The 21,698-nt window shown below is 72.0% G+C and carries 15 protein-coding genes, 1 other RNA gene and 10 pseudogenes; 17 read left to right on the top strand and 9 right to left on the bottom strand.

The window, feature by feature from the left end; translation table 11 throughout:
- The 3 genes and pseudogenes from FF86_RS32525 to FF86_RS63115 form a co-directional block, all read right to left on the bottom strand.
- The coding region (locus tag FF86_RS32525; protein WP_199865810.1) for a transposase domain-containing protein at positions 1-154 on the bottom strand (154 nt) is incomplete at its 3' end.
- A gap of 220 nt (positions 155-374) precedes the next feature.
- A pseudogene (locus FF86_RS25095) lies at positions 375-1,002 on the bottom strand (SPFH domain-containing protein); the annotation flags it as partial.
- Position 1,003: 1 nt separating this feature from the next.
- Positions 1,004-1,368 (bottom strand): annotated as a pseudogene (locus FF86_RS63115) (hypothetical protein); the annotation flags it as partial.
- Between the two features lie 250 nt (positions 1,369-1,618).
- On the opposite strand from FF86_RS63115, the gene FF86_RS25090 reads away from it, so the two are divergent.
- Positions 1,619-2,116 (top strand): pilus assembly protein TadG-related protein, encoded by a 498-nt coding sequence (locus FF86_RS25090; RefSeq protein ID WP_044887728.1) that lies wholly within the window; start codon positions 1,619-1,621, stop codon positions 2,114-2,116.
- On the opposite strand, the gene FF86_RS25085 is transcribed toward FF86_RS25090, so the two are convergent.
- Positions 2,058-3,176: a hypothetical protein gene (locus FF86_RS25085; RefSeq protein WP_044887700.1), complete on the bottom strand. Its 1,119-nt coding sequence runs from the start codon at positions 3,174-3,176 to the stop codon at positions 2,058-2,060. The two genes, FF86_RS25090 and FF86_RS25085, sit on opposite strands and share 59 nt — an antisense overlap.
- Positions 3,177-4,003: 827 nt before the next feature.
- On the opposite strand from FF86_RS25085, the pseudogene prfB (FF86_RS57420) reads away from it, so the two are divergent.
- The 3 genes and pseudogenes from prfB (FF86_RS57420) to FF86_RS25075 form a co-directional block, all read left to right on the top strand.
- Positions 4,004-4,224 (top strand): annotated as a pseudogene (gene prfB, locus FF86_RS57420) (peptide chain release factor 2); the annotation flags it as partial.
- Between the two features lies 1 nt (position 4,225).
- Positions 4,226-5,104, top strand: an 879-nt coding sequence (gene prfB / locus FF86_RS25080) for a peptide chain release factor 2 (RefSeq protein ID WP_242419537.1), incomplete at its 5' end; no start/stop codon positions are given.
- Positions 5,105-5,672: 568 nt separating this feature from the next.
- Positions 5,673-6,509, top strand: coding sequence for a polysaccharide deacetylase family protein (locus FF86_RS25075; RefSeq protein WP_052681426.1), 837 nt, complete (start codon positions 5,673-5,675; stop codon positions 6,507-6,509).
- 120 nt (positions 6,510-6,629) lie between these two features.
- On the opposite strand, the gene FF86_RS25070 is transcribed toward FF86_RS25075, so the two are convergent.
- Positions 6,630-7,787, bottom strand: coding sequence for a uroporphyrinogen-III synthase (locus FF86_RS25070; protein ID WP_044887701.1), 1,158 nt, complete (start codon positions 7,785-7,787; stop codon positions 6,630-6,632).
- A gap of 311 nt (positions 7,788-8,098) precedes the next feature.
- On the opposite strand from FF86_RS25070, the pseudogene FF86_RS57415 reads away from it, so the two are divergent.
- The 4 genes and pseudogenes from FF86_RS57415 to cobA form a co-directional block, all read left to right on the top strand.
- Positions 8,099-8,972, top strand: a pseudogene (locus FF86_RS57415) (FAD-dependent oxidoreductase); the annotation flags it as partial.
- Position 8,973: 1 nt separating this feature from the next.
- Positions 8,974-10,771: nitrite reductase large subunit NirB (gene nirB, locus FF86_RS25065; protein WP_242419533.1), on the top strand; the 1,798-nt coding region annotated here is incomplete at its 5' end.
- On the top strand, positions 10,768-11,112 hold the full coding sequence (gene nirD, locus FF86_RS25060; RefSeq protein ID WP_044887703.1) for a nitrite reductase small subunit NirD: 345 nt from the start codon (positions 10,768-10,770) through the stop codon (positions 11,110-11,112). The genes nirB and nirD, both read left to right, overlap by 4 nt.
- A gap of 126 nt (positions 11,113-11,238) precedes the next feature.
- Positions 11,239-12,045 carry a uroporphyrinogen-III C-methyltransferase gene (gene cobA, locus FF86_RS25055; RefSeq protein ID WP_055870400.1) on the top strand — a complete coding sequence of 269 codons (807 nt, stop codon included), beginning with the start codon at positions 11,239-11,241 and terminating at the stop codon, positions 12,043-12,045.
- Between the two features lie 1,410 nt (positions 12,046-13,455).
- Here the strand turns inward: cobA and FF86_RS25045 are convergent.
- Positions 13,456-14,421 (bottom strand): annotated as a pseudogene (locus tag FF86_RS25045) (PQQ-dependent sugar dehydrogenase); the annotation flags it as partial.
- 1,043 nt (positions 14,422-15,464) lie between these two features.
- Between FF86_RS25045 and ftsE the strand changes: the two are divergent.
- The 8 genes and pseudogenes from ftsE to FF86_RS25020 all read left to right on the top strand — a co-directional run bounded on the left by ftsE (position 15,465) and on the right by FF86_RS25020 (position 19,005).
- Positions 15,465-16,238 carry a cell division ATP-binding protein FtsE gene (gene ftsE / locus FF86_RS25035; RefSeq protein ID WP_055870407.1) on the top strand — a complete coding sequence of 258 codons (774 nt, stop codon included), beginning with the start codon at positions 15,465-15,467 and terminating at the stop codon, positions 16,236-16,238.
- Positions 16,238-16,334, top strand: a pseudogene (locus tag FF86_RS57410) (cell division protein FtsX); the annotation flags it as partial. The gene ftsE and the pseudogene FF86_RS57410, both read left to right, overlap by 1 nt.
- Position 16,335: 1 nt before the next feature.
- Positions 16,336-16,916: pseudogene (locus FF86_RS25030) on the top strand (permease-like cell division protein FtsX); the annotation flags it as partial.
- A 1-nt stretch (position 16,917) separates the two neighbouring features.
- Positions 16,918-17,054: pseudogene (locus FF86_RS57405) on the top strand (cell division protein FtsX); the annotation flags it as partial.
- 1 nt (position 17,055) lies between these two features.
- The coding region (locus FF86_RS63110; protein WP_255355913.1) for a hypothetical protein at positions 17,056-17,110 on the top strand (55 nt) is incomplete at its 5' end.
- Positions 17,111-17,242: 132 nt separating this feature from the next.
- Positions 17,243-17,531: pseudogene (smpB, locus tag FF86_RS57400) on the top strand (SsrA-binding protein SmpB); the annotation flags it as partial.
- Position 17,532: 1 nt separating this feature from the next.
- A partial coding sequence (locus FF86_RS57395) for an SsrA-binding protein (RefSeq protein ID WP_242419531.1) occupies positions 17,533-17,722 on the top strand: 190 nt, incomplete at its 5' end.
- 62 nt (positions 17,723-17,784) lie between these two features.
- Complete coding sequence (locus FF86_RS25020; RefSeq protein WP_082122216.1) at positions 17,785-19,005, top strand: class I SAM-dependent methyltransferase; 1,221 nt, start codon at positions 17,785-17,787, stop codon at positions 19,003-19,005.
- 76 nt (positions 19,006-19,081) lie between these two features.
- Here the strand turns inward: FF86_RS25020 and FF86_RS25015 are convergent, their stop codons facing one another.
- The 3 genes and pseudogenes from FF86_RS25015 to FF86_RS57390 all read right to left on the bottom strand — a co-directional run.
- The gene (locus FF86_RS25015; protein ID WP_044887709.1) at positions 19,082-19,768 is read right to left on the bottom strand and encodes a YoaK family protein; all 687 of its coding nucleotides are present in this window, start codon (positions 19,766-19,768) and stop codon (positions 19,082-19,084) included.
- Between the two features lie 87 nt (positions 19,769-19,855).
- Positions 19,856-20,190: pseudogene (locus FF86_RS25010) on the bottom strand (VOC family protein); the annotation flags it as partial.
- A gap of 1 nt (position 20,191) precedes the next feature.
- The coding region (locus FF86_RS57390; RefSeq protein WP_242419541.1) for a VOC family protein at positions 20,192-20,329 on the bottom strand (138 nt) is incomplete at its 3' end.
- Between the two features lie 215 nt (positions 20,330-20,544).
- Here FF86_RS57390 and ssrA point away from each other — a divergent pair.
- Positions 20,545-20,912: a transfer-messenger RNA gene (gene ssrA, locus FF86_RS31220) on the top strand.
- Positions 20,913-21,698 lie beyond the last annotated feature (786 nt).

Below are 21,698 nucleotides of genomic sequence, written 5' to 3'. Positions count from 1 at the left end.
CGGGCAGGTCCCGCGTCCGCTTCTCGCGACGACCGGTCTCGGTGACCACCCGGTCGACCAGCGCGTCCGGGAACTGCGCCGCCAGCACCCCCAGCCCGACCCGGTCCACCAACCGGTCCTCGGGCTTCTCCTTCACCTGACCGCGTCTCGGCACCCCTCGAACCTACACGATCAGAACCTAAGTTCCTGGTATTGTCCCGGGGCGACCGCGACCTCCGCCCCGGGCGCGTAGGTCGTCACATTCGGCGGAATCGCCTTGAGCTCATCGATCTTGGCGCAGGCCGGGCACTGTGCATAACCCGACTGGCGCTGGCGGTTCGCCTCCGCGTCGNCTTTCGCCTCGGCGACTCGTGCCTGTGCCTCGGCAATCCGTNCAAACGCGGCCTGGGCGCTGTTCACGGCCCCCTGGACGTTCGCCGGCAGGGTTACCCGGGCGAGGGTGAATCGCAGGTTCTCCAGGAACGGGCCACCGAGATTGGCGTTGAGGTCGGTCGCCAGCGACTTGTTGATCGCGTTCTGGACGGCCTGGATGTTGCCGTTGCTCGACGCCGCGTTGAGCGTCGTCGAGGCCCCGGCCTGCTGTTGCGCGCCCATCTGGACCAGCGCGCAGGAGGAGACGAGGTCGGCGCAGGTGAAGTTGTTGATCTGCTCGCGAAGGTCGTTGTCGATGACCGGTCGGATGATGGCGCCGAGGAACGCGGACCAGCCGTCGTCGCCCGACCAGGCGTAGTAGAGCTTCCCACCCTTGCTCGCCAGCGGGAACTTCCGGGTGCCGAACTTGTCATCGAACTGGCGCAGGACATTGTGGTCGAGATTGAGAGTGAAGTAGAACGTTCCCTCGATCCCCATACTCACCCCGTCCTTCGACGGTGTCGTCACGACATCGACCGTGCCCCGGTCGCTCTCACCGACAACGGACGTGATCGTGTAGTAACGCTGCTGTGCCGGATAGTTGTGCGTCGAGGAATACATGCCGGCGTAGGTCAATGACGAGGCGGGATCNATGATCTGGCGGATCCGGTGATTGTCGAACGGGCCACCGTTGCGGACCACCGCGATCTGCCCGCCCGACGTCGACGCGAACGAACCGAGCGCGCTCGCCCCCACGACCAGACCGAAGACCACCGCCAACACGCCGACGACGGCAGCGGCTCCGATCCCGACACGCCTGCCTGATGGCACACCCACTCCCTTGATCGATGCGGCTCGTCGCCAGTATGTCCGGTTTCCGCGGTCGAATCGCGGGACTGTCCGGTTCTCGACCCAGGCGTCGTGCTGGGTCGCGGCGGCGGCCGGCCAGCCGGCTCCAGGGGACCGACACCAGGGGACCGGCACCAGGGGATACGCGAAGTGGTGACGGATCGTCATCCACATCCCGGACGACATCGAGGGTCGTGACGACAGGCGGGCATTTCCGCGGCGCGGCGGAGATCTGGCATTCCCGTTCCAGCCGGGTCTCGATCTCGTCCCGCTCGGTCTTGATCCTTCGTCCCCGGGGAGGTATACGCGCCCCATGATCCCTACGTGGCGCATTCTCCTATAATGCGGGATGTCGGGCGGCGAATCGGCGAAGGACGCCGGTGTGGGGCGACCGGCGATCCCGGACGGGGAGAAGCACATGCCTGGTGACCTGCGGCGGAACCCGGCGACAGGTGATGGGGCCGCGACCGGCGATCAGGCCGGGCCCGGCGGCGCCGACGGCGGGACGATTCTCATCCTCACGCTCGGCTACCTGATGGTCGCCGCGATGCTGGTCGTCGTCGTGACCGACGTGTCCGCCGTCTACCTGGCCCGCCGTTCGGTCGCCTCGGCCGCGGACGGCGCGGCGCTCGCCGCCGCGCAGCGCATCGACGAGAACGCGATCTACACGGCGACGGACGCCTTCCAGGAGCTTCCGCTCGCGGACATCAACGCGACCGTCGAGCAGTACCAGCGGCAGTCCGACCCGAGCGGCCGCACGACCCTCACCTCCAGCCTCGTCGACGCGACGACGGTGGAGGTGGAGGGTTCGCGCCTGGTCGACCTGCCGGTCGTGGGCTACCTCGGGGTCGGGCCGGTCACAGTGCGGGCCGGGGCACAGGCACAGTCGGTGGTCCGCCAGCCCGCTGCACCATGACGCCGGACGGGCCGGGGACGCCGAAGCGCGCCGCCGGCCGCTGCAGGTCCCGGTCGGCCTCCCAGCTTTCGTGCAGCCAGGGGGTGGTGGCGTCGACGAGATCGTCCAGGCCCTGCCCGGTGCGCAGGTCGGCCAGCTCGGAGACGTCGCGCACGAGCCGGGCCAGCCACTGCGCCGGCCGACCGGTGGACAGGGTCACCGCCTGACCGGCGTAGGCGGCGGCCTCGTCCCGGTCGGGGATCTCCCGGGCGAGCGCGGCGCGGGCCTGCGCCATCCGCACCGAGACCACCATGCCGGTCTGGCCGGAGCCGGCGATGAGCGTCTCGGCCCGCTCCAGGTGCGGTGTGGCCTCGTCTGCGGCGCCCACGGTGGTCAGCGCCTCGGCGCAGGCCAGCGCGAGGTCCGCCGGGGAGTAGGTCTCCAGGGCGAAACCGGGGGAGCCGAAGTCGTCGTCGTCGAGGCGTTCCATCGTCTGCCAGGCGCGGGCGACCGCGTCGCGCACCCCGGGGGTGTCGCCGGTGGCCGCGCACGCGCTCGTGACGACCTTGCCGGCGATGAGCGCGCGGGTGGGGCTGAACCCGGCTATCCGCGCGGCCACCCCGGCGATCTGCAGGGCGACCGCCGGGCTGTGCGGGCGGACCATCCGCGCACGCAGGGCCAGTGCCCGTGCGGCGAGCGGCCCGTCGCCGGCGGCGCGGGCGAGGGCGGCGGCGCGGTCCGCCCGGGTGGCGGCGTCGGCGTGCCGGCCGCGGTCGTACGCCACAGCCGCCGCGGCGGTCGTCACGGCGGCGTGCAGGCGCATCCAGTCCAGGGCGGCCCGCCCGCGTAGCCGGTGCTCGCGAGGCACCGTCCTGGTGGTGCGTTCGAGTGGGACGAGGGCGGCGGCCGTCGCGCTGAGATCGGTGGTCTCGTAGGCGTCCACCGCGGCGCTCAGCGCGGCGGCGCAGGCGTCGTGCAACCCGGCGGCGTCCGCGGTGGCGTCGGCTCCCAGGCTCATGGAGCCGACCGCCGCGAGGCCGGTGGCGACCAGTACGGACCGTCGGTTCGAAACTTCGGCCACGATGGCACCCTTCGCGCTCGGGTGGGGGTGATCGCGCCGCCGTCTACCTGCCGGCGAAGCGCGACGGGACGGTGAACCGCCAGGTCTAACTGCGTACCCCGGTTGGTCTGCTGACTGAGCTGGGTTCCCATGGCGGCCTCCCTCGCTTTCCCTGACAAGCGGCCCGGCACTGACTGTTCCGCCTCCTGGCGGCCCGCATTAACCGTGTGTCCGTGTTCGTTGGTCTCCTGACCATGACCTGGTGGCGGCCCGGCGACTGGCGGGACCACGTTGCCCCGCGGGACCACGTTGCCCCGCGGGACCACGTTGCCCCGCGGAACCAGATGCCCGGCGCATTCGTCGGCGAAGCGCCGTGGTCAAAGATATCGTTCGGGAACGACAAACGCCCGGGGTCGTGTGCGCTCGGCGATGTGGGACAGATCTCTCCGCGGATTGGCATCGACCAGCGTCCCGGCGGTGGCCCGTCGGGGTGGGTGGTGCGGTTACCNTCAGGATTGTCCGCGGTGCGGGTGTCGGTTGGCCGGATATTCACGAGTCCGCATCCCGTGTTTCAGGATGATGTCGCCACGCCTTTGCATGTTTCATCGATGTGGCTTTTCACGACCGCTGCCCGGTGTCGGCGCGACGGCGGCGGGCGGTGTTGGCCGCGGTCGCCGGCCATCTGCGGCGGTCGGTTGGTTCGTAGACGGACGATCTCCCGCCGCCCCGATCGGCCCCGCGCCGAGGGACGGCCGGCCCGGCCGCCGTGGTCCGCCGCGGTCCGTCGCGGATCGGGTCAAGATCAGTCCTGCCCGTGGTCGGCGGGAGGCGCCGGTAAGGTGAACACCATGGCCGTCGACCTGTCCGAGGAGATCAAGCAGCTCGATGCAACGCTGAGCGGCATCGAGTCCGTTCTCGACGTGGAGGGGCTGCGCCGTCGCGCCGAGGAGCTGGAGCGGCAGGCCGCGGATCCCGACCTGTGGTCCGACCAGGACCGGGCGCAGGTCGTCACCCGGCGCCTGTCGTCGACCCGCGGCGACATCTCCCGCGTGGAGGGGCTGCGCCGCCGNCTCGACGACATCGCCGCCGCCGCGGATCTCGGCGACGACGACCTGCTCGCCGAGGCCGCGGCCGATCTGCCGGCGCTCAGCGGCGACATCTCCGCGCTGGAGGTGCGCACCCTGCTGTCCGGCGAGTTCGACGAGCGGGATGCGATCGTGCAGCTCTCCGCGGGTGCCGGCGGCGTCGACGCCGCCGACTGGACGGCGATGCTGCTGCGGATGTACCTGCGCTGGGCCGAGCGCCACGGCTACCCCACCGAGGTCTTCGATACCTCCGAGGCCGAGGAGGCGGGCCTGAAGTCCGCCACCTTCCAGGTCAAGGCCCCCTATGCCTATGGGACGCTGCGCAGTGAGCACGGGGTGCACCGGCTCGTGCGCATCTCGCCGTTCGACAATCAGAACCGGCGGCAGACCTCCTTCGCCGGCGTCGAGGTGACCCCGGTCGTCGAGCTGTCCGACCACGTCGACATCGACGACAAGGACCTGCGGATCGACATCTTCCGGTCCTCCGGCCCGGGCGGCCAGGGGGTCAACACGACCGACTCGGCGGTCCGTATCACCCACCTGCCCACCGGCATCGTGGTCACCTGCCAGAACGAGCGCAGCCAGCTTCAGAACAAGGCCGCCGCGATGATCGTGCTGCAGGCGAAGCTCCTGGAGCGCCGCCGCGCCGAGGAGGCCGCGGCGAAGCAGCGCATCACCGGCGGCCCCCAGGACGTCTCCTTCGGATCGCAGATCCGCAACTACGTCCTGCATCCCTACCAGCTCGTGAAGGACCTGCGCACCGACACCGAGACCTCGAACACCGGCGGTGTGCTCGACGGTGAGCTCGACGATTTCATCGATGCCGAGATCCGGTGGCGCCGGGCCGTCGAGAACCAGGCGTGAGAATACCCGCCCCAACGGCCGGTGCTGTTCCCGTCTGCTCTCCAGGCCCGCGCGGGTCGGTCGATCGAAAATCTTATCCGCCGCCCCGGCCGGCAACTTTCGCGTTTGTCGGTCATGCCTTCCGGGGGATCGCCCATCCGTGTTCCCCCGATTTACCGGGTGCCTTTGAATGCGACCGTAGCCGCGATGAACACCCGGTGAAATGNCAGTGACCCGTCCGGCGGCCTGATCCGGGCCGTGTAGCGAGTGGGTCGGGACCGTGCAGACCACCCTCGGGTGACGTCTCCGGCGGATCTCCCGATGCCATTGGCACGCCCGGTATGCGCGTGTAGAGTCCCGGGTAGTTCGCGGACCGTTCGATGTTTTAGTTTCGGCCTCCTGGGCTGGTTCGCGCACTACTTCACTCGATGGGATGTTCGNCCGTGTCACCTGTTCGTCCACGATTGCGCACCGTCGTCGCGGAGGGAGTACGGCCTGTGTCCCTGCAGATGAATGCACACAGGTATATGCACGGAAATGTCCAGCTCGATCCGGGCGTGACGGCGATCGTCGCGGGTACGGGAACGAGGTGACCACCCTGGCGACTGCGCTGCCCGGTGCCGCCTCCGGCGTGCTGGACGAGGCGCCCCCGATGCCCCTGCCCGTCCTGATGTACCACAGCGTGGGTGACTCCGTGAGTGCCGACTTCCGGAGCTGGGAGGTCCCGCCGGGCGTGTTCGCCGAGCAGCTCGGCGCGCTCGCGGCCGGCGGCTACCACCTCACCGGGCTCACCGACGCCCTCGCGCACCCGCACCGCCGGCAGGTGGCCATCACCTTCGACGACGGCTTCGAGGATTTCGTGACGACGGCCCTGCCGGCCTTGCAGACGGTCGGCGCCGGCGCCACCCTCTACATCCCGACCGCCTACGCCGGCCGGCGCGCCACCTGGCTGGACGGCTACAGCGAGCGCAATCTCCCGTTGCTGGGCTGGGCCGACCTGGCCGACCTCGCGGGGGAGGGCATCGAACTGGGCTCGCACGGTCATCGCCATCTCGAACTGGACGTGGTGCCCACGGCGCTGGCCCGCTATGACGTGACTGCCAGCCGGCGCATGATCGAGGAGAAGACCGGACGCAGCCCGGACAGTTTCTCCTATCCATTCGGATACCACTGCGCGTCGGTTCGGCACGTGGTCGCGGCGGCCGGATTCGATTCGGCCTGCGAGGTCGGTTACCGACTGCATCAGCCGACCCAGTCCCGTTTCGGCATCAGTCGGCTGGTGGTGGACCGGGCGGCCGGGGCGGCCGACATCCTGCGCCTGGTTTCCCTCGGGCACCGCGACGCGTTCACGAGTGCCCGCCGCGGGTTGCGGTCCGGCTGGCGGGCCTATCGCGCGGCGCGCTGGCGGCTCGGCCGGGGCGGCTGACCGCCGATCCGGCAACGGAGCGGCGGAAACGTGCCCAGGCGGAGGCGCACGTCGTTTTCCGATGACGTCGTTTTCCGATGACGTCGTCCGACCGCCTCCGGTGAACGGCGAAAAGCCCACTCAGGCGATCGCTAGCCGGTAGCCCCGCTTGATGACGGTCTCCACCGCGCGGCCGGCCGGGCCGAGCGCCGTGCGCAGGCGGGCGACGGTCATCTCCACCGCGTGTTCGTCCGTCAGCCCCGCGGTGCCCGTGCGGCGCAGCAGCTCCGCGCGGGAGAGCACCCGACCGGGACGCTCGGCGAGCGCGTCGAGTACCGCTGCCGTCTTCGGTGCCAGCATCACCGGCTCCCCGTTGACGATCACCGCCGTGCCCTGCACCCGCAGCACGTGCCCGGCAGCCTCGACGGTGCGCACCCGCCGACGCGGCAGCTCGTCGGCCAGCGTGCGCACGAGCGCTCCCAGGCGGTAACGCTCCGGCGTCACGACGGGGATCCCCAGCCGGACGAGCGGCGCGGCACACACCGGTCCCACGCAGGCGGCCAGCACGTCGGCGCGCAGCGCGGCCAGCGTCTCGTCGAGGCGGCCGGCCTCCCGTGCGGTCCCCAGCAGGCTCAGCACGGCCGGCGCGCTGGTGAAGGTCACCGCGGACACGCCGCCGGTGACGATCAGCTCCACCATCCGCCGGACCGGGCGCAGGTCCTCGGGTGGCTCCCACCGGTACACCGGGATCTCGACCACCTCCGCTCCGGCAGCGCGCAGCCCCTCGACCATGTCCGGCAGCGGCTCGCCGTGTAGCTGCACGGCGATGCGCAGGCCGGTGAGGTTGGTGGCGAGGAGATGGGTCATGAGCTCCGCGCCCGACTCCGACCGGGGCGACCAGCACTCGGTCAGCCCCGCCGCCCGGACCGCGCCGGTCACCTTGGGCCCGCGGGTGAACAGCCGGGCCTGTGCCAGCCGATCGCGCAGACCGCCGCCGAGGCCCCAGCCTTCGGCGGCCTCCAGCCAGCCGCGAAAGCCGATCGCCGTCGTGGCGATCACCGCGTCGAGGCGCCCGGCGAGGCAGGCCCGGGTGGCGGCGAGCAGTTGTCCGTCGTCCGCCAGCGGGACGATGCGCAGCGCCGGCGCCTGCACCACCCGGGCGCCGCGCCGTTCGAGCAGGTTGGCGAGCTCGTCGCGGCGCCGGGCCGCGGTGATCCCGACGGTGAACCCGAGCAGCGGAGGCAGCTCCGCCACCGCCGCATCACCGGATTCGGACCGTCCGGAACTGGGGGTTGGCAAGACGACGACCTCCTGGCCTGTGGACCCACGCCGATCTCAGGTCCCTGGCAGGATCAGGCACCCCGATGTCCGGGCGCTTACCCGCAGGCAACGGCGCGGTTAACCGGCGTCGTTCCCGGTCCCGTGACGGCCACCCCGGCCGGGCCGAGAGTCTCACATCCGGCTGTGGCCGGGGGTGCGTGCCTTGTTTCCGCACCGACGTGGACCTGAGTCGGCAGCGACATCCGCCGCTCGTACGGTCAGCGACCGTAGCGGGTTCCGCCGAGGGCGGCGGGCCCCTGGATCGGACCTGGGACAGGGGTGATGCGCGGATGTCTGCTCGGTCGCTGGTGGTCGTCGGTCACGGCATGGTCGGCCATCGGCTGTGCGAGGCGGTGCGGGAACGGGACGCCGGGCAGGTCTGGGACGTCACCGTCCTGGCCGAGGAGCCGCGGCCGGCCTACGACCGGGTCGGCCTGTCGGCCTACTTCACCGGGTCGACGGCGGACGACCTGAGCCTGGTCGCGGCCGGCTTTCTCGATCATCCCCGGCTGCGGGTGCGCCTCGGTGAGCCCGTCGTCGCCGTCGACCGGGCCGTCCGTACGGTGCGCACCGCCCCCGGACACACCTACCGTTACGACGCCCTGGTGCTTGCCACCGGGTCCGTCCCGTTCGTCCCGCCGGTTCCCGGGTGCGAGGCCGCCGGCTGCCACGTGTACCGCACCATCGAGGACCTGGACGCGATCAGCGCGTCGGCGCGGTCGAGCCGTACCGGCACCGGCGTGGTCATCGGCGGCGGCCTGCTCGGCCTGGAGGCGGCGAACGCCCTGCGCAGCCTGGGCCTGACCACCCACGTCGTCGAGTTCGCCCCCCGACTGATGCCCGCGCAGGTCGACGACGCCGGCGGGCAGACGCTGCGCGCCCACATCACCGGGCTCGGGATCGGCGTGCACACCGACACCGCCACGGAGCGGATCGAGGCCGACGCCGCCGGTCGGGTCGCCCGGCTCGTCTTCGGCCGCCACCCCGAGGGCCTGGCCGGCCTCGACGCCGACGTCGTCGTGTTCTCCGCGGGCATCCGCCCCCGCGACGAGCTGGCCCGTGGGTGCGGACTGGCCGTCGGGGAGCGCGGCGGCGTCGTCGTCGACGAGGGTTGCCGCACCAGCGACGAGCACGTCTACGCGATCGGCGAGTGCGCGGCGGCCGNCGGGCGGGTCTACGGGCTGGTCGCCCCCGGCTACGCGATGGCCGAGGTCGTCGCCGACCGGCTGCTCGGCGGCGCGGCGACCTTCACCGGCGCGGACCTGTCCACCAAGCTCAAGCTGCTCGGCGTGGACGTGGCAAGCTTCGGCGACGCCTTCGGCACGACGCCCGGCGCGCTGCCGATCACGTTCGCGGACCCGGTCACCGGGGTCTACAAGAAGCTCGTGCTCTCCGACGACGCGACCAGCGTGCTCGGTGGCATCCTCGTCGGCGACGCCGGTGAGTACGGCACCCTGCGGGCGCTGGTCGGCGCCGTCGGCGCGGTTCCGGACGACCCGGCGCGGCTGATCCTGCCGGCCGGCGACGGTGCCGGTGCCGGCGCCGGGGTGACGCTGCCGGCCGAGGCGCAGATCTGCTCGTGCAACAACGTCACCCAGGGTCAGATCTGCGCGGCGATCAGCGACAACGGGCTGACCGACGTCGCCGGGATCAAGGGCTGCACGAACGCGGGCACGAGCTGCGGAAGCTGCGTGCCGATGCTGAGGACGATCCTCGGCCAGCAGCTCGCCGCCGCCGGCATCGAGGTCTCCACGGCCCTGTGCGAGCACTTCGACCACAGCCGAGCCGAGCTGTTCGAGCTCGTCCGCGTCCGCGGGATCACGACGTTCTCCCAGCTCGTCGCCGAGCACGGGCGGGGCCGCGGCTGCGAGGTCTGCCGGCCGGTGGTCGCGTCGATCCTCGCCTCGATCCACAACGGCTACATCCTCGACGGCGAGCGGGCCGCGCTGCAGGACACCAACGACCACATGCTGGCGAACATGCAGAAGGACGGGACGTACTCGGTCATCCCCCGGCTGCCCGGCGGCGAGGTCACCCCGGAGGCGCTCATCCTCATCGGCGAGGTGGCCCGCGACTTCCGCCTCTACACCAAGATCACTGGCGGTCAGCGCATCGACCTGCTCGGCGCCCGCGCCGAGGACCTGCCGAAGATCTGGAAGCGGCTCACCGACGCCGGGCTGGAATCCGGGCACGCCTACGGCAAGTCCCTGCGCACGGTGAAGTCCTGCGTGGGGGAGACCTGGTGCCGCTACGGCGTGCAGGACTCCACCACCCTCGCCATCGACCTGGAGCTGCGCTACCGCGGGCTGCGGTCCCCCCACAAGATCAAGATGGCGGTCTCCGGCTGTGCCCGCGAATGCGCCGAGGCCCGCTCCAAGGACGTCGGCGTGATCGCCACGGAGCTCGGCTGGAACCTCTACCTGGGCGGCAACGGCGGTCACCGGCCGCGCCACGCGGAGCTGTTCGCCGCCGATCTCGACACCGAGACCCTCGTCCGCTACATCGACCGGTTCCTCATGTTCTACGTGCGCACCGCCGACCGCCTGCAGCGCACCGCGCCGTGGGTGGAGGGCCTCGACGGCGGCCTGGCGCACGTCCGCGAGGTGATCGTCGAGGACGCGCTGGGCATCTGCGCCGAGCTGGACGCGGCCATGGCCCACCACGTCGACACCTACCAGGACGAGTGGAAGGCGACGCTGGCCGACCCGGTGGCGCTGCGCCGGTTCACCTCGTTCGTCAACGCCCCCGACACGCCCGACCCGGACATCCTGCACGTGCTCGACCGCGGCCAGCCCCGGCCGGCCCGCGACGGTGAGCGGGCCGCGCTGATCGCCGGGACGACCCTGCCGGTCGTGCGCCAGCCTGGCCCGCACGAGTCCGTCGCCGCCGCCGCCCCCGCCCCCGCCGCGACGCCGGCACTCGTCCTGCCGGACCCCGCCGAGATCACCTGGAGGTCAGCGTGAACTGGACCGATGTCTGTGCCCTGGAGGACCTCACCCCGGACCGGGGGGCCGGCGCGCTCGTCGACGGCGCGCAGGTCGCCGTGTTCCGACTCAGCGACGGGCCGGTCGTCGCGGTCGGCAACACCGACCCGATCTCCCGGGCCAACGTGCTCTGCCGCGGTCTCGTCGGCTCCCGCGGTGCGCGCGCGGTCGTCTTCTCTCCGCTGCACAAGCAGGCGTTCGACCTGGTCACGGGCGAATGTCTGGACGCCGAAGGAGTGCGCATCCCGGTCCATCCGGTCGAGGTGCGGGCCGGTCGCGTCCTGGTCGGCCCGGCGGGCACCGCCCGGCGCATCGCCTGAGCACGTCCGCACGGAAGGCGCGATCCGCCCCGAACGGGCTGGTCAGGCCGCACACTGGGAGAGTCGTCGCGGCCGGGACTCGCGCGCCGGCAGCGGGACAGGCCCGGTAGGGCAACAGCGACGGAGGTGACCGGCGTGGACAGACCCTCCGGGGGTTGGGTGGCGCTCGTCGGCGGCGGGCCCGGCCGGGCGGATCTCATCACCGTGCGCGGACTGCGCCTGCTGCGGATCGCGGACGTCGTGGTGGTCGACCGCCTCGCTCCCCGCGAGCTGCTGGCCGAGACCCGCTCCGGCGTCGAGATCATCGACGCGGGCAAGGCGCCGCACGGCCACAACCTGACCCAGGACGAGATCAACGCGGTGATCGTCGACCGTGGCCGGCGCGGGCTCGGTGTCGTGCGGCTCAAGGGTGGCGACCCGTTCGTCTTCGGTCGCGGCGGCGAGGAGGCCCTGGCCTGCGCCGCGGCCGGGCTGCCGTGCGAGATCGTCCCCGGGGTGACGAGCGCGGTCGCCGTCCCGGCGCTCGCCGGCATCCCGGTCACCCACCGTGGCATCACCCAGGACGTGTCCATCGTCAGCGGGCACGTCGACCCCTCCCATCCCGGCTCCACCGTCGACTGGGACGCGCTGGCCACGGGGCCGGGGACGGTCGTGGTGCTGATGGGTGTGGCGGCGCTGGCGGGGATCACCCGGGAGCTGGTCAAGCGCGGCCGGCGCCCGGACACGCCGACCGCGGTCATCCACGCCGGGGGCACCGCCGACGAGGTCGTCCTCACCGGCGTGCTGTCGGACATCGCCGAGCTGGCCGCGGAGGCCGACCTCGGCTCGCCCGCCGTCATCGTCATCGGGGACGTGGTACGCCTGCGCGACCAGATCGCCGGCGCCAGGGCTGCCCGGCGTGCCCCGGACCAGCCGGCTGACGAGCGGAGCTGACCGCCTCCTCGGCCAGCGTGCCGGTCGGCATCGCGACGGGAGCAGTGCCTGTCCGAGTTCGGCGTTCCGCCGCGCAGGGGCGAGCACCAAGGGCCCGGAAAGACCAAAATCCACCCTTACGTTAGGGTCGACTTTTCGATGGCGCATTGNCGAGGCGCGGTCGGGAGAATGTAGGCCGCTGCCGATCGAGGGGGTGTTCGGTCTTGGGGACCTCACGGGAGGCCGTCGGATGATCATCCAGGTGATGTTCGCCCGGCGAGCAGCGGATCCCTGCTCCCGGATCCTCCGCGCGCAGCGGCGGGCGGCGTCGGCGGGCCGGCAGCTCCCCGGGCGCGGCGGCCACCTCCGCTCGCCGCTGCTGCCACGGTCGCGGTTGCGGTTGCTGCCACTGTTGCTGCTGCTGGTCATCGGGCTGCTGGCCGCGGGGCTCGGGGCCTGTTCCCGCTCGCCGGAGCCGGCGCCGGCGGGGGTGCACTGGGTGTCCGGCACCAACGGCAACTACCCGACCGACGTGAACGCCTGGGGTACGTTCACCGGCCGCGAGATCGGGGTTGCGGTCGTCTTCACCAGCCGTAAGGACTGGTACAACCTCGTCTCGGCGGACTGGCCGACGGCCGCCTTCACCGAGGACAAGTTCCCCGGCGCACTGTCGATCGCGCAACCGCCGTTCCCCGAGGACGGCGACGAGGCCACCTGCGCCAGTGGCGCCTATGACGCCAACTGGCGCACCTTCGGCGCCACGCTGACGAAGTTCGGCCGGGGCGACGCCTATGTCCGCCTCGGCTGGGAGTTCAACGGCGCCTTCAACTACTGGCACGTGCGCGACGTCGAGACCTGGAAGACATGCTTCCGTCGAACGGTGACCGCGATCCGGTCGACCGCGCCGAAAGTCAGAATCGACTGGAACATGAACGCCCACGCCGACACGCTGCCCGGCAGCGGGCAGGACGTGTGGGATGCCTATCCCGGCGACCAGTACGTCGACGTCGTCAGCATCGACGCGTACGACTTCTATCCCCCGTCGATCAACGAGGCGAGCTGGGGCCGACAGTGCCACCAGCGGTCCGGACTGTGCACGGTGATCAAGTTCGCCCATGATCACGGCAAGAAGTTCGCCGTCCCGGAGTGGGGGGTGGCCTGGTCGAACGGCGGCGGGAAGGACAACCCCTTCTACATCAGCAAGATGCACGAAACGTTCATGGCGAATGCGGCGAACCTGGCCTACGAGGCCTACTTCAACACCTCCGAGCCGGCGAACGTCCTGTCATCGCTGTACAAACCGGACCTGAACCCACAATCCTCGAAGCGCTACCTGGAGCTGTTCGGTGCCCACTGACCCGTGGCCCCACTGACCCGTGGCCCCGTAGCCCACGCGTGCCGGGACCGCCCGCTCGGCGAGGCCGCGGGCGGCTAGCGCAGGGCGACGATGCGGTCGTCGCCCGGCTTCGGGGCGCCGCGGCCGTCGGTGTTGTTGGTGAGCAGCCACACCGAGCCGTCCGGGGCGGCCACCGCGGCGCGCAGCCGGCCCAGCTCGCCGGTGAACAGCGCCCGCGGCCGGCCTCGCACGGCCGTCCCGGCCAGGTCGAGTTCCCACAGCCGCTGCCCGCGCAGCGCCGCCACGTAGAGGGTGTCGCCGCGGATCGCGATCCCGCTCGGGGACGCCTCCGCGGTGGTCCAGGTGGCCAGCGGGTTGCGCAACCGGCCGCCGTCGGTGTCGCCGGTGCCCTCGACGCCGGGCCAGCCGTAGTTCCCGCCCGGGACGATCAGGTTGATCTCGTCGAGCCTGTCCTGGCCGAACTCGGACGCCCACAGGCGGCCGGCGGAGTCCCAGGCCAGGCCCTGGACGTTGCGGTGGCCGAGGCTGTAGACGAGGGAGCTGGGGAACGGATTGCCCGGCGGGACGCCGCCGTCGGGGCGCATCCGCAGGATCTTGCCGTTGAGGCTCGACCGGTCCTGCGCGCGCGAGCGCACCCCGGCGTCACCGACTCCGGCATAGAGCAGGCCGTCGGGTCCGAAGCGGATCCGGCCGCCGTTGTGGACCGCGGCGTCGGCGAGCCCGGTGAGGATCGGGGTGGGCGCCTCGGCGCGGTCCCCGGACAGCCGGAAGCGCACGATCCGGTTGTCGGTGGCCGAGGTGTAGTAGGCGTACACGAGCCGGTCGGTCGCGAAGCTCGGGGAGACCGCGAGCCCCAGCAGCCCCGACTCGCCGCGGTGGACCACGCCAGGCAGCCTCGCCACCTCGGTCGCCCGCCCGCCGCCCGCCGGCAGCCGAATGATCCGCCCGCTGTCGCGTTCGCTGATCAGAGCCTCGCCGGACGGCAGGAAGGCGACGTCCCATGGCGCGGCGAGCCCCGTGACCACGGTGCGCAGCCCCGGNGCGGCCGTCCCTGCCCCAGCCGCCCCCGCTTCCGAGGCGCCCGGCCGGGTTGCCCCCGAACGCGGGCTCGCCGCCTCCCCGGTCACCGGACCCGCGGTTGCCTGTGTGGAGGCGGCCGCGCCGGCGGCGGGCTCGGATCCACCGCCGCACGCGACCACCCCGACCCCGACCACGGCGAGTGCCGTGGTGAGCAGGATCAGCCGGCGGATTCGTTCCCGGCCTTCGCGGCGCGGTCCGGCCCGCCCAAGGCGCCCAGCGAGCACAGGTGCGGACATCGACGCTCCAGGACCGGCAGGAACCGGGCATCGGCGGATTTCACACCCGGACTTTCTCGACTGCCAACGATCGTCGGGGTGCTTGAGTGCCCGGCTTGCACGCGCCCGGGCGATGACGCGCGAAGGCCGGAAGGTGGGCGTCGTGGCCCGAGCGGGGCTCAGGTGGCGTGGCGGACGGCCAGGGCCGTGAGCATCATGATGATCGCGAGGATCGCGAGGATGAGCTGCGGGGAGATCGTGACGGAGTTCCGGCGCAGGTACTCGCGCGACGCGCGGCAGGTGGGGCACCGGCCCTCGATCACCAGACCCGAGCAGCTCGCGCAGACCAGATCTTCGCTGCCCATGCCGCCTCCTNCCCGCTTCCCGCCGCGGCACGTCGACCGCGGATCCGAGGGATCGTCGTAGATCCCTCCCGGGGTCCGGCCCGGCGCCGCGCCGGTCGTTCCCCGCCCGGTCGCCGGAACGGGATCCGGACGATCGACTCCCTCTTACGGTACGCCCGCGGGCGCCCCTTCGCCCTGCCGGCGGGCATTGGGTATCCGCTACCACACGGCGCACCGCTTCGCGGTCTGGCTCGGTTCGCGGTCTGGCGCCGCCAGGGGCTTACGCGGTGCGGCTTGCCGCGTGCGGCCGGCGGTGCGCCAGCCCGGCGGGGATCCGGGCCGAAGCGGCTCGCCCTCGCGTGCCGCGCCGGCCGGCTCCGGCTACGTCCTACCATCTCTGTCGCAGAATGTATGCGACCTGATGCTCGACGTGAGGATGGTGTGGTGATCGTCCTGAGCTCGGTGAGCAAGTGGTACCCCAACGGCGCCCGGCCCGCTCTGATCGACGTCAGCGCCGAGATCGGCGCCGGGGAGTTCGTGTTCCTGGTGGGACCGTCCGGATCGGGCAAGTCGACGCTGCTGCGGCTGCTGCTGCGCGAGGATCGCGCGACCAGCGGGCAGGTCATCGTCGCCGGCCGGGACGTCGCCCGGATTCCGGATCGGCGGGTTCCGCAGTTGCGCCGGATCGTCGGCTGCGTGTTCCAGGACTTCCGGCTGCTGCCGAACCGGACGGTGGCGGCCAATGTCGCGTTCGCCCTCGACGTGGTCGGGCGTCCCCGACATGTCGTGCGCAGCGTCGTCCCCGAGGTGCTGGATCTGGTCGGGCTGGGGGAGAAGGCGGACCGCTATCCCGACGAGCTGTCCGGGGGCGAGCAGCAACGGGTCGCGATCGCCCGGGCGTTCGTCGGTCGGCCACGGGTGCTGCTGGCCGACGAGCCGACCGGAAACCTCGACCCGGCTACCAGCATCGAGATCATGAGCCTGCTCGACGCCGTCCACCGCGCCGGCACGACCGTCGTCATGGCCACCCACAACGCGTCCCTGGTCGACGCGATGCGGCGCCGGGTGCTCGAACTCGGCGACGGCGCGCTGATCCGCGACGAGGCCGGCGGCCGCTACGACCAGACCGTGCCGCAGCCCCTGCCGCCGTCCGTACCGCCGCCGTCCGTACCGCCGCCGTCTGTACCGCTGCTGACGCGCACCGACCCGGTCGGCTGATGCGTCCGGGCCCGCTGGCCTCGTTGCTGTGGACGGGACTGCGCCGCAACCTCGCGATGACCGGGGCGGTGATCGTCACGGTGACCATCTGCCTGGNGATGCTCGGCGCGGGCCTGCTGCTGCGGGCCCAGGTGCACACCATCGACGGCTTCCTGCTCGACCAGATCGAGGTCGTCGTCGACCTCTCCGACGGCATCACCCCCGCCGAACGTTCCGAGCTGGAGGCGGAGATGCGCCGCGACCCGCTGATCGTCGGCGTCCACTACGAGACGAAGAAGCAGGTGTACGAGCGGTTCCGCCGGGACTTCCGGGGCTCGCCCGACGTCGTCGCCGGGGTCGGGCCCGAGGACCTGCCCGCGGCCCTGCGGCTGACCCTGGCCGATCCCCGGGCGTCGCGCGACATCGTCGTCACCTACACCGGGCTCGACGGGGTGGAGGCGGTCCGGGACCAGCGCGCCCTGCTCGATCCGCTCTACCGTTTCCTCGACGCCTTCACCGTCGGCGCCTTCACCCTGGCCGCCGTGCAGGCGCTCGCCTCGTTCGCGTTGATCTACACGATGATCCGGATCTCCGCGCACGGCCGCCGCCGGGAGACAGCGATCATGAAGCTGGTCGGGGCGTCGAACGGGACGATCCGGGCGCCGTTCGTGCTGGAGAGCGCGGTCGCGGGACTGGCCGNTGGGCTGCTCGCCGCCGGCGTGCTGGTCGCGGCGAAGGTCTTCCTGGTGGACGGCCAGTTCGCGCGGCAGACGATGTTCCCGCTGTTCGGCTGGTCCGCGGTCTGGGAGTCGGCGGTCGTGGTCCTCGCCGCCGGCGNGCTGGCCGCCGCGCTGATGGCATCGATCGCGCTGCGCCGCCACCTGCGCGTCTGAGCCGCCGCCGCATGATCGATACAATGGTGGATGGCTGCCCGGCCAAGGCCGTTCGGGCGTGGGGGCGCCGCCAGGACGTAGGTTCGGAAGCGTTCCGCGAACGTGTGGCAAGTGGGAAGAGGGTCGCAGACGGTGCCGAAGGAGACGGGGCGCAAGTCGATCGCGCAGAACAAGCGTGCCCGGCATGACTACGACATCCTCGACACGTACGAGGCCGGGCTCGTGCTGCGCGGCACCGAGGTCAAGGCGCTGCGGGCCGGGCGGGCCTCCCTGGTCGACGGCTTCGCCCAGGTCAGCGACGGCGAGATCTGGCTGCACAACGTGCACATCCCCGAGTACACCGAGGGCACCTGGACGAACCATGCCCCGCGGCGCAAGCGCAAGATGCTGCTGCACCGGGCCGAGATCGAGAAGCTGATCGNCCAGACCCAGGAGGGCGGCCTCACCCTCGTGCCGCTGAGCCTGTACTGGAAGGACGGCCGCGCCAAGATCGAGATCGCCCTGGCCCGCGGCCGCAAGTCCTACGACAAGCGGCACGCCCTCGCCGAGCGGGACGCCACCCGGGAGATCAGCCGGGAGATGGGCCGCCGCGTCAAGGGCCGCTACCGCTGACCGGCGCCGATCCCGAGCGCCTGGCCCAGCTCGACGCCCTGCTGACCGCCGACGGCGGTGCGGTGCTCGCCGCCGCGGCCGCGGTGTACACCGGCGGGAGCGGGAGCGGGAGCGGGAGCGCGGCGCGGGAACTCGCCGTCGGCGCGCGGCTGCGGGCCGAGGGTGTGCCCGCCGAGCTGGTCGCCGCCGCCTTCACCCAGGCGGAGCTGCGGCATCGGGCGGCGGCCAAGTTCGCCCGCGCCGAGGAGATGTTCTTCACCCGAGCCGGGCTGGAGCAGGCGTCCTCCCAGGCTGCGGCCGAACACCGGGCGGCGCGGTTCGCCGGCCGGCGTCGCCTGGCGGACCTGTGCACCGGGATCGGCGGGGACGCCCTCGCCCTGGCACCGGGGCGGGAGATCCTGCTCGTCGACCGGGACCCGGTACACCTGCGGATGGCCGCGCTGAACGTCGCCGCCCACGGGGCGCACCGAGTCGACACGCTGCTCGCCGACGTCCGCGACGCAGACCTGACCGGTTATGACGGGGTCTTCGTCGACCCGGCCCGGCGTACCGGGGACCGCCGGCTGGCCTCGCGGGCCAGCGAGCCGCCGCTGCCCTGGTGCTTCGCCCTCGCCGACCGGGTCGCGGCCGTGGCGGTGAAGGCGGCCCCGGGCCTCGCGACCGACCAGGTCCCGCCCGGCTGGGAGATCGAGTTCGTCGCCGACGGCCGCGACCTCAAGGAGGCCGTGCTGTTCTCCCCGGCGCTGGCCACGACCGAGCGCCGCGCGACCGTGCTTCACCCCGCGTCGCCTGAGGGGCGGCCGGTCAGCCTGGTGGGCATCCCGGACCCGGCGGAGCCCGGCGGCCCGGTCGCCGCCCCTGGGCAGTACCTCTACGACCCGAGTCCGGCCGTCACCCGGGCCGGCCTGGTAGGTGAGCTCGCGCGCCGGCTCGGCGCCTGGCAGATCGACCCGATGATCGCCTTTCTCAGCTCGGATACGCCCGTCGCCAGCCCGTTCGCCCGGTTGCTGCAGATCTGCGCGAGCCTGCCGTTCGACGTCCGCCGGCTCGCCGGCGAGCTACGCGGGCGCGGGATCGGGTCGTTGGAGATCCGTCGTCGTGGGCTCGCGGGCGACGTCGACGAACTGCGCCGCCGCCTGCTGCCCCGCCGCCGCGATCTGGTCGCCGGCGGTCCGGCCATCACCCTGGTGATGACCAGGCTGCGCGACGAGCCCTGGGCCTTCCTCTGCACGCACTGGTTTCCTGATGCCCGTCCCCTGCCGCGCCCGTCCCTCATCGGATGAACCAGACCCGTAGCCGGCCCTGTCCGTCGTCGCTCGCCTGCAGCCTCGTGCCGAGGCTTGTGCGCGGTTTGCCGGCTCACGGCGCGGTGAGCCGACCCGTGGCCGCAGCGGTGAGGCAGCCGGCGGCGATGGCGGCGGCCAGGGCGAGTGGCACGACCCGGTCGACGTGCAGCAGAAGGGCGCTGCCGACCAGTGCACCGGTGAACATGGCCAGGGGCGCGGCCAGCCGGCGCGGAGCGTGGAAGCCGGGGCCGCCGGCCAGCCGTGAGTCGATGACCAGCCCCGTAAGGGTGGTGGTCAGCACATTGGTCGGTACCTCCGGGACCGCCACCCGCCGCGCCGTCGCGTGCTGCAGGCCCATCGCGGCGGCCAGCGGCGCGATGATCCCGTAAGGCCGGTCCGCCCTGCCCTCGCTGGTGAGTGAGGCGGCGATCAGCGCCGCGATGATCAACCCGGTCTGGATGGCCAGGGCGACCGTCAGCCACCGAGCCCCGCGTCCACGGCGCAGCGCCGGGGCCGTGCCTGCCCGCCCCGCGAGGACCGCGCCGGTCAGGAAGCCGGCCAACGCGAGCGCGGACAGGTCCGCGGACAATCCGGGCGCTCCCGCCAGTGCGAACGCGAGGAGCACGACGTTGCCGGTCATGTTCGCCACGAACACCCGGCCGAGCCCGAGAAAGCTGGTCGCGTCGACCAGCCCCGTCAGGCTCGCCAATGCCAACAGCAGCGCCACCTGTCGCCGGTCGCGCGCGGTCGACGGCGTCATCGGCACAGTGTCACCCCGACCTCGAGTCGCCCGGCACCGCCACCGCCGGCCGGGCGGGGCGTGGTGCGGTGCCGGCGGCGGGTGCCGTTACAGGCGCAGGGGACGGATCGGGGCGGCGATCAGGTGCGGCTCCGACTGCCAGTCGACGCCCGGCACGTCGACGTAGAGCTCGATCTCGTTGCCGTCCGGGTCGAGGATGTAGAGGCTGTGGGTGATCGTGTGATCCGACGCCCCGACGATGTCGACGCCCGCCTGCCGGATGCGGGCCAGGACCTCGCGCAGCTCGTCGTCGCTGTCGCCGACCTTCAGCCCGAAGTGGTAGAGCCCGATCCGGCGGCCGGCCGGCACCGCCGCCGCGTCCTCGCCGACCTCGATGAGCAGCAGTTCGTGATGCGTGCGGCCGGAGGAGAAGGCCGCCGCGGNCACGCGCAGCGGGTTGCCGGCGGAGTCCGCCGGGGCGGGGAACACCTGCCGCCAGCCGAGGACGTCCCGGTAGAACGCGACCGAACGCTCGATGTTGCGGACGTAGAGGACGAGATGTCCCAGTTCCTTGATCTCCACAGTGGTCTCCCCGGGGCTGGCGGACGGGATGCCGTTGCTCGTACAACTACCACGGGGGGTCCGACATGCCCGCCGCCGCACATCGATTCCGCGTCTGCCCGGCCGGGGAGCCGCCGGCCGTCGTCGACCCGGGCGGCGTCCGCCGGCTGCGGCGCAGGACCCCGGTCGCCAGCGTCCTGCGGTAGCATGGAGCGTCAGGCAAGACAACCGTACCTGGGGGTGATCGGTTTCGACTTCGGACGTCGAGGCAGGGGAAGCGGGCCGAGGATGAACGGTTATCTCGTTAACGATCCGTTCAAAAAAATAGCTGCCAACAAGAAGCAGCCCCTTGCCACTTTCGCCCTCGCGGCTTAAGTACTAGGCAAGCGTCAGCCTGGGAGAGCCTCCGGCCCAGGACCTGACGTCGCTAGGAGGATCACCGACTGACCCGGTCGCGGGGCCAGCCGGAAAATCAAACAGCGACTGAGCCTACGTCGGCTTGCCTGTGAGTCCGACGGGGCTGAGAAACAAGTAGCAGGCTCCGCCCGGAGAAGCCCTGTGTCGGTGCCGGAGGACGCGGGTTCGATTCCCGCCACCTCCACGAGCTGGCCCGCCGTGGTCGCTGGACTTCGTCCAGCTTCCCGGCGGGCCGCGATTTTTCCGGGGGGACGACCCCCCGAACCCCCCGAGTTGGCCCGCCGTGGTCGCCGATCTTCGATCGGCTTCCCGGCGGGCCGCAATGCCTTCCGGGGGGACGACCCCCCGAACCCCCCGGGCTGGCCTGCCGAGGCACGGACCAGATTCCCCGTCCTGGCCACGGTGAGGCTGGGCGGCCCGCGCTACCTCACCATCGGACTGGGCACCGACGAGACGCTGGTCGGCGTCGACGAACCGCTGTCAGCCCCATGTCCATCTGGCTTGCGCTCCCTACCCGCCCTACTCGCTAGTTAGCCGACATCCCTGTCTCGCACCATCTTGGCAGGTAGGGCCAGGAACTGGCCGACCTCCAGCACCCGATTGTTTCCCGCGAGCGCTCCCGCCATACCGTCGAGCAGGGTGTCGGCGCGTGTGGAGCCCGTGGCCTGGGCGAGTTCCAGTCCCATGGCGCGGAAGGCTTCTTCCCCTGCTCTCCGGAGTCCAGCGTCGCTGCGCATCGAGAATAGACCACCAGTAACAGCCCAGCTACGGACATCGAACGCCTCTCTGTCCGAGCCGGCCCGACGGATACNTCCAGTTCCCCGTCGAACCCGAAGATCTCGGGCGTGAGACGTCTGTCTGCGCAGGTCACGGGCCCATCAAGCCGTGAAGTAGACCTTCATGTCCGAGGGAACTTCCCACGTTCCAACACGAGGGAGAGTGGGGTCGTCCGGTCGCCGGCACCCCCCGAGCC

It is taken from the genome of Frankia sp. CpI1-P (assembly GCF_001421075.1).
Lineage (GTDB): Bacteria > Actinomycetota > Actinomycetes > Frankiales > Frankiaceae > Frankia > Frankia torreyi.
This window is presented reverse-complemented; position numbering and strand designations above follow the sequence as displayed.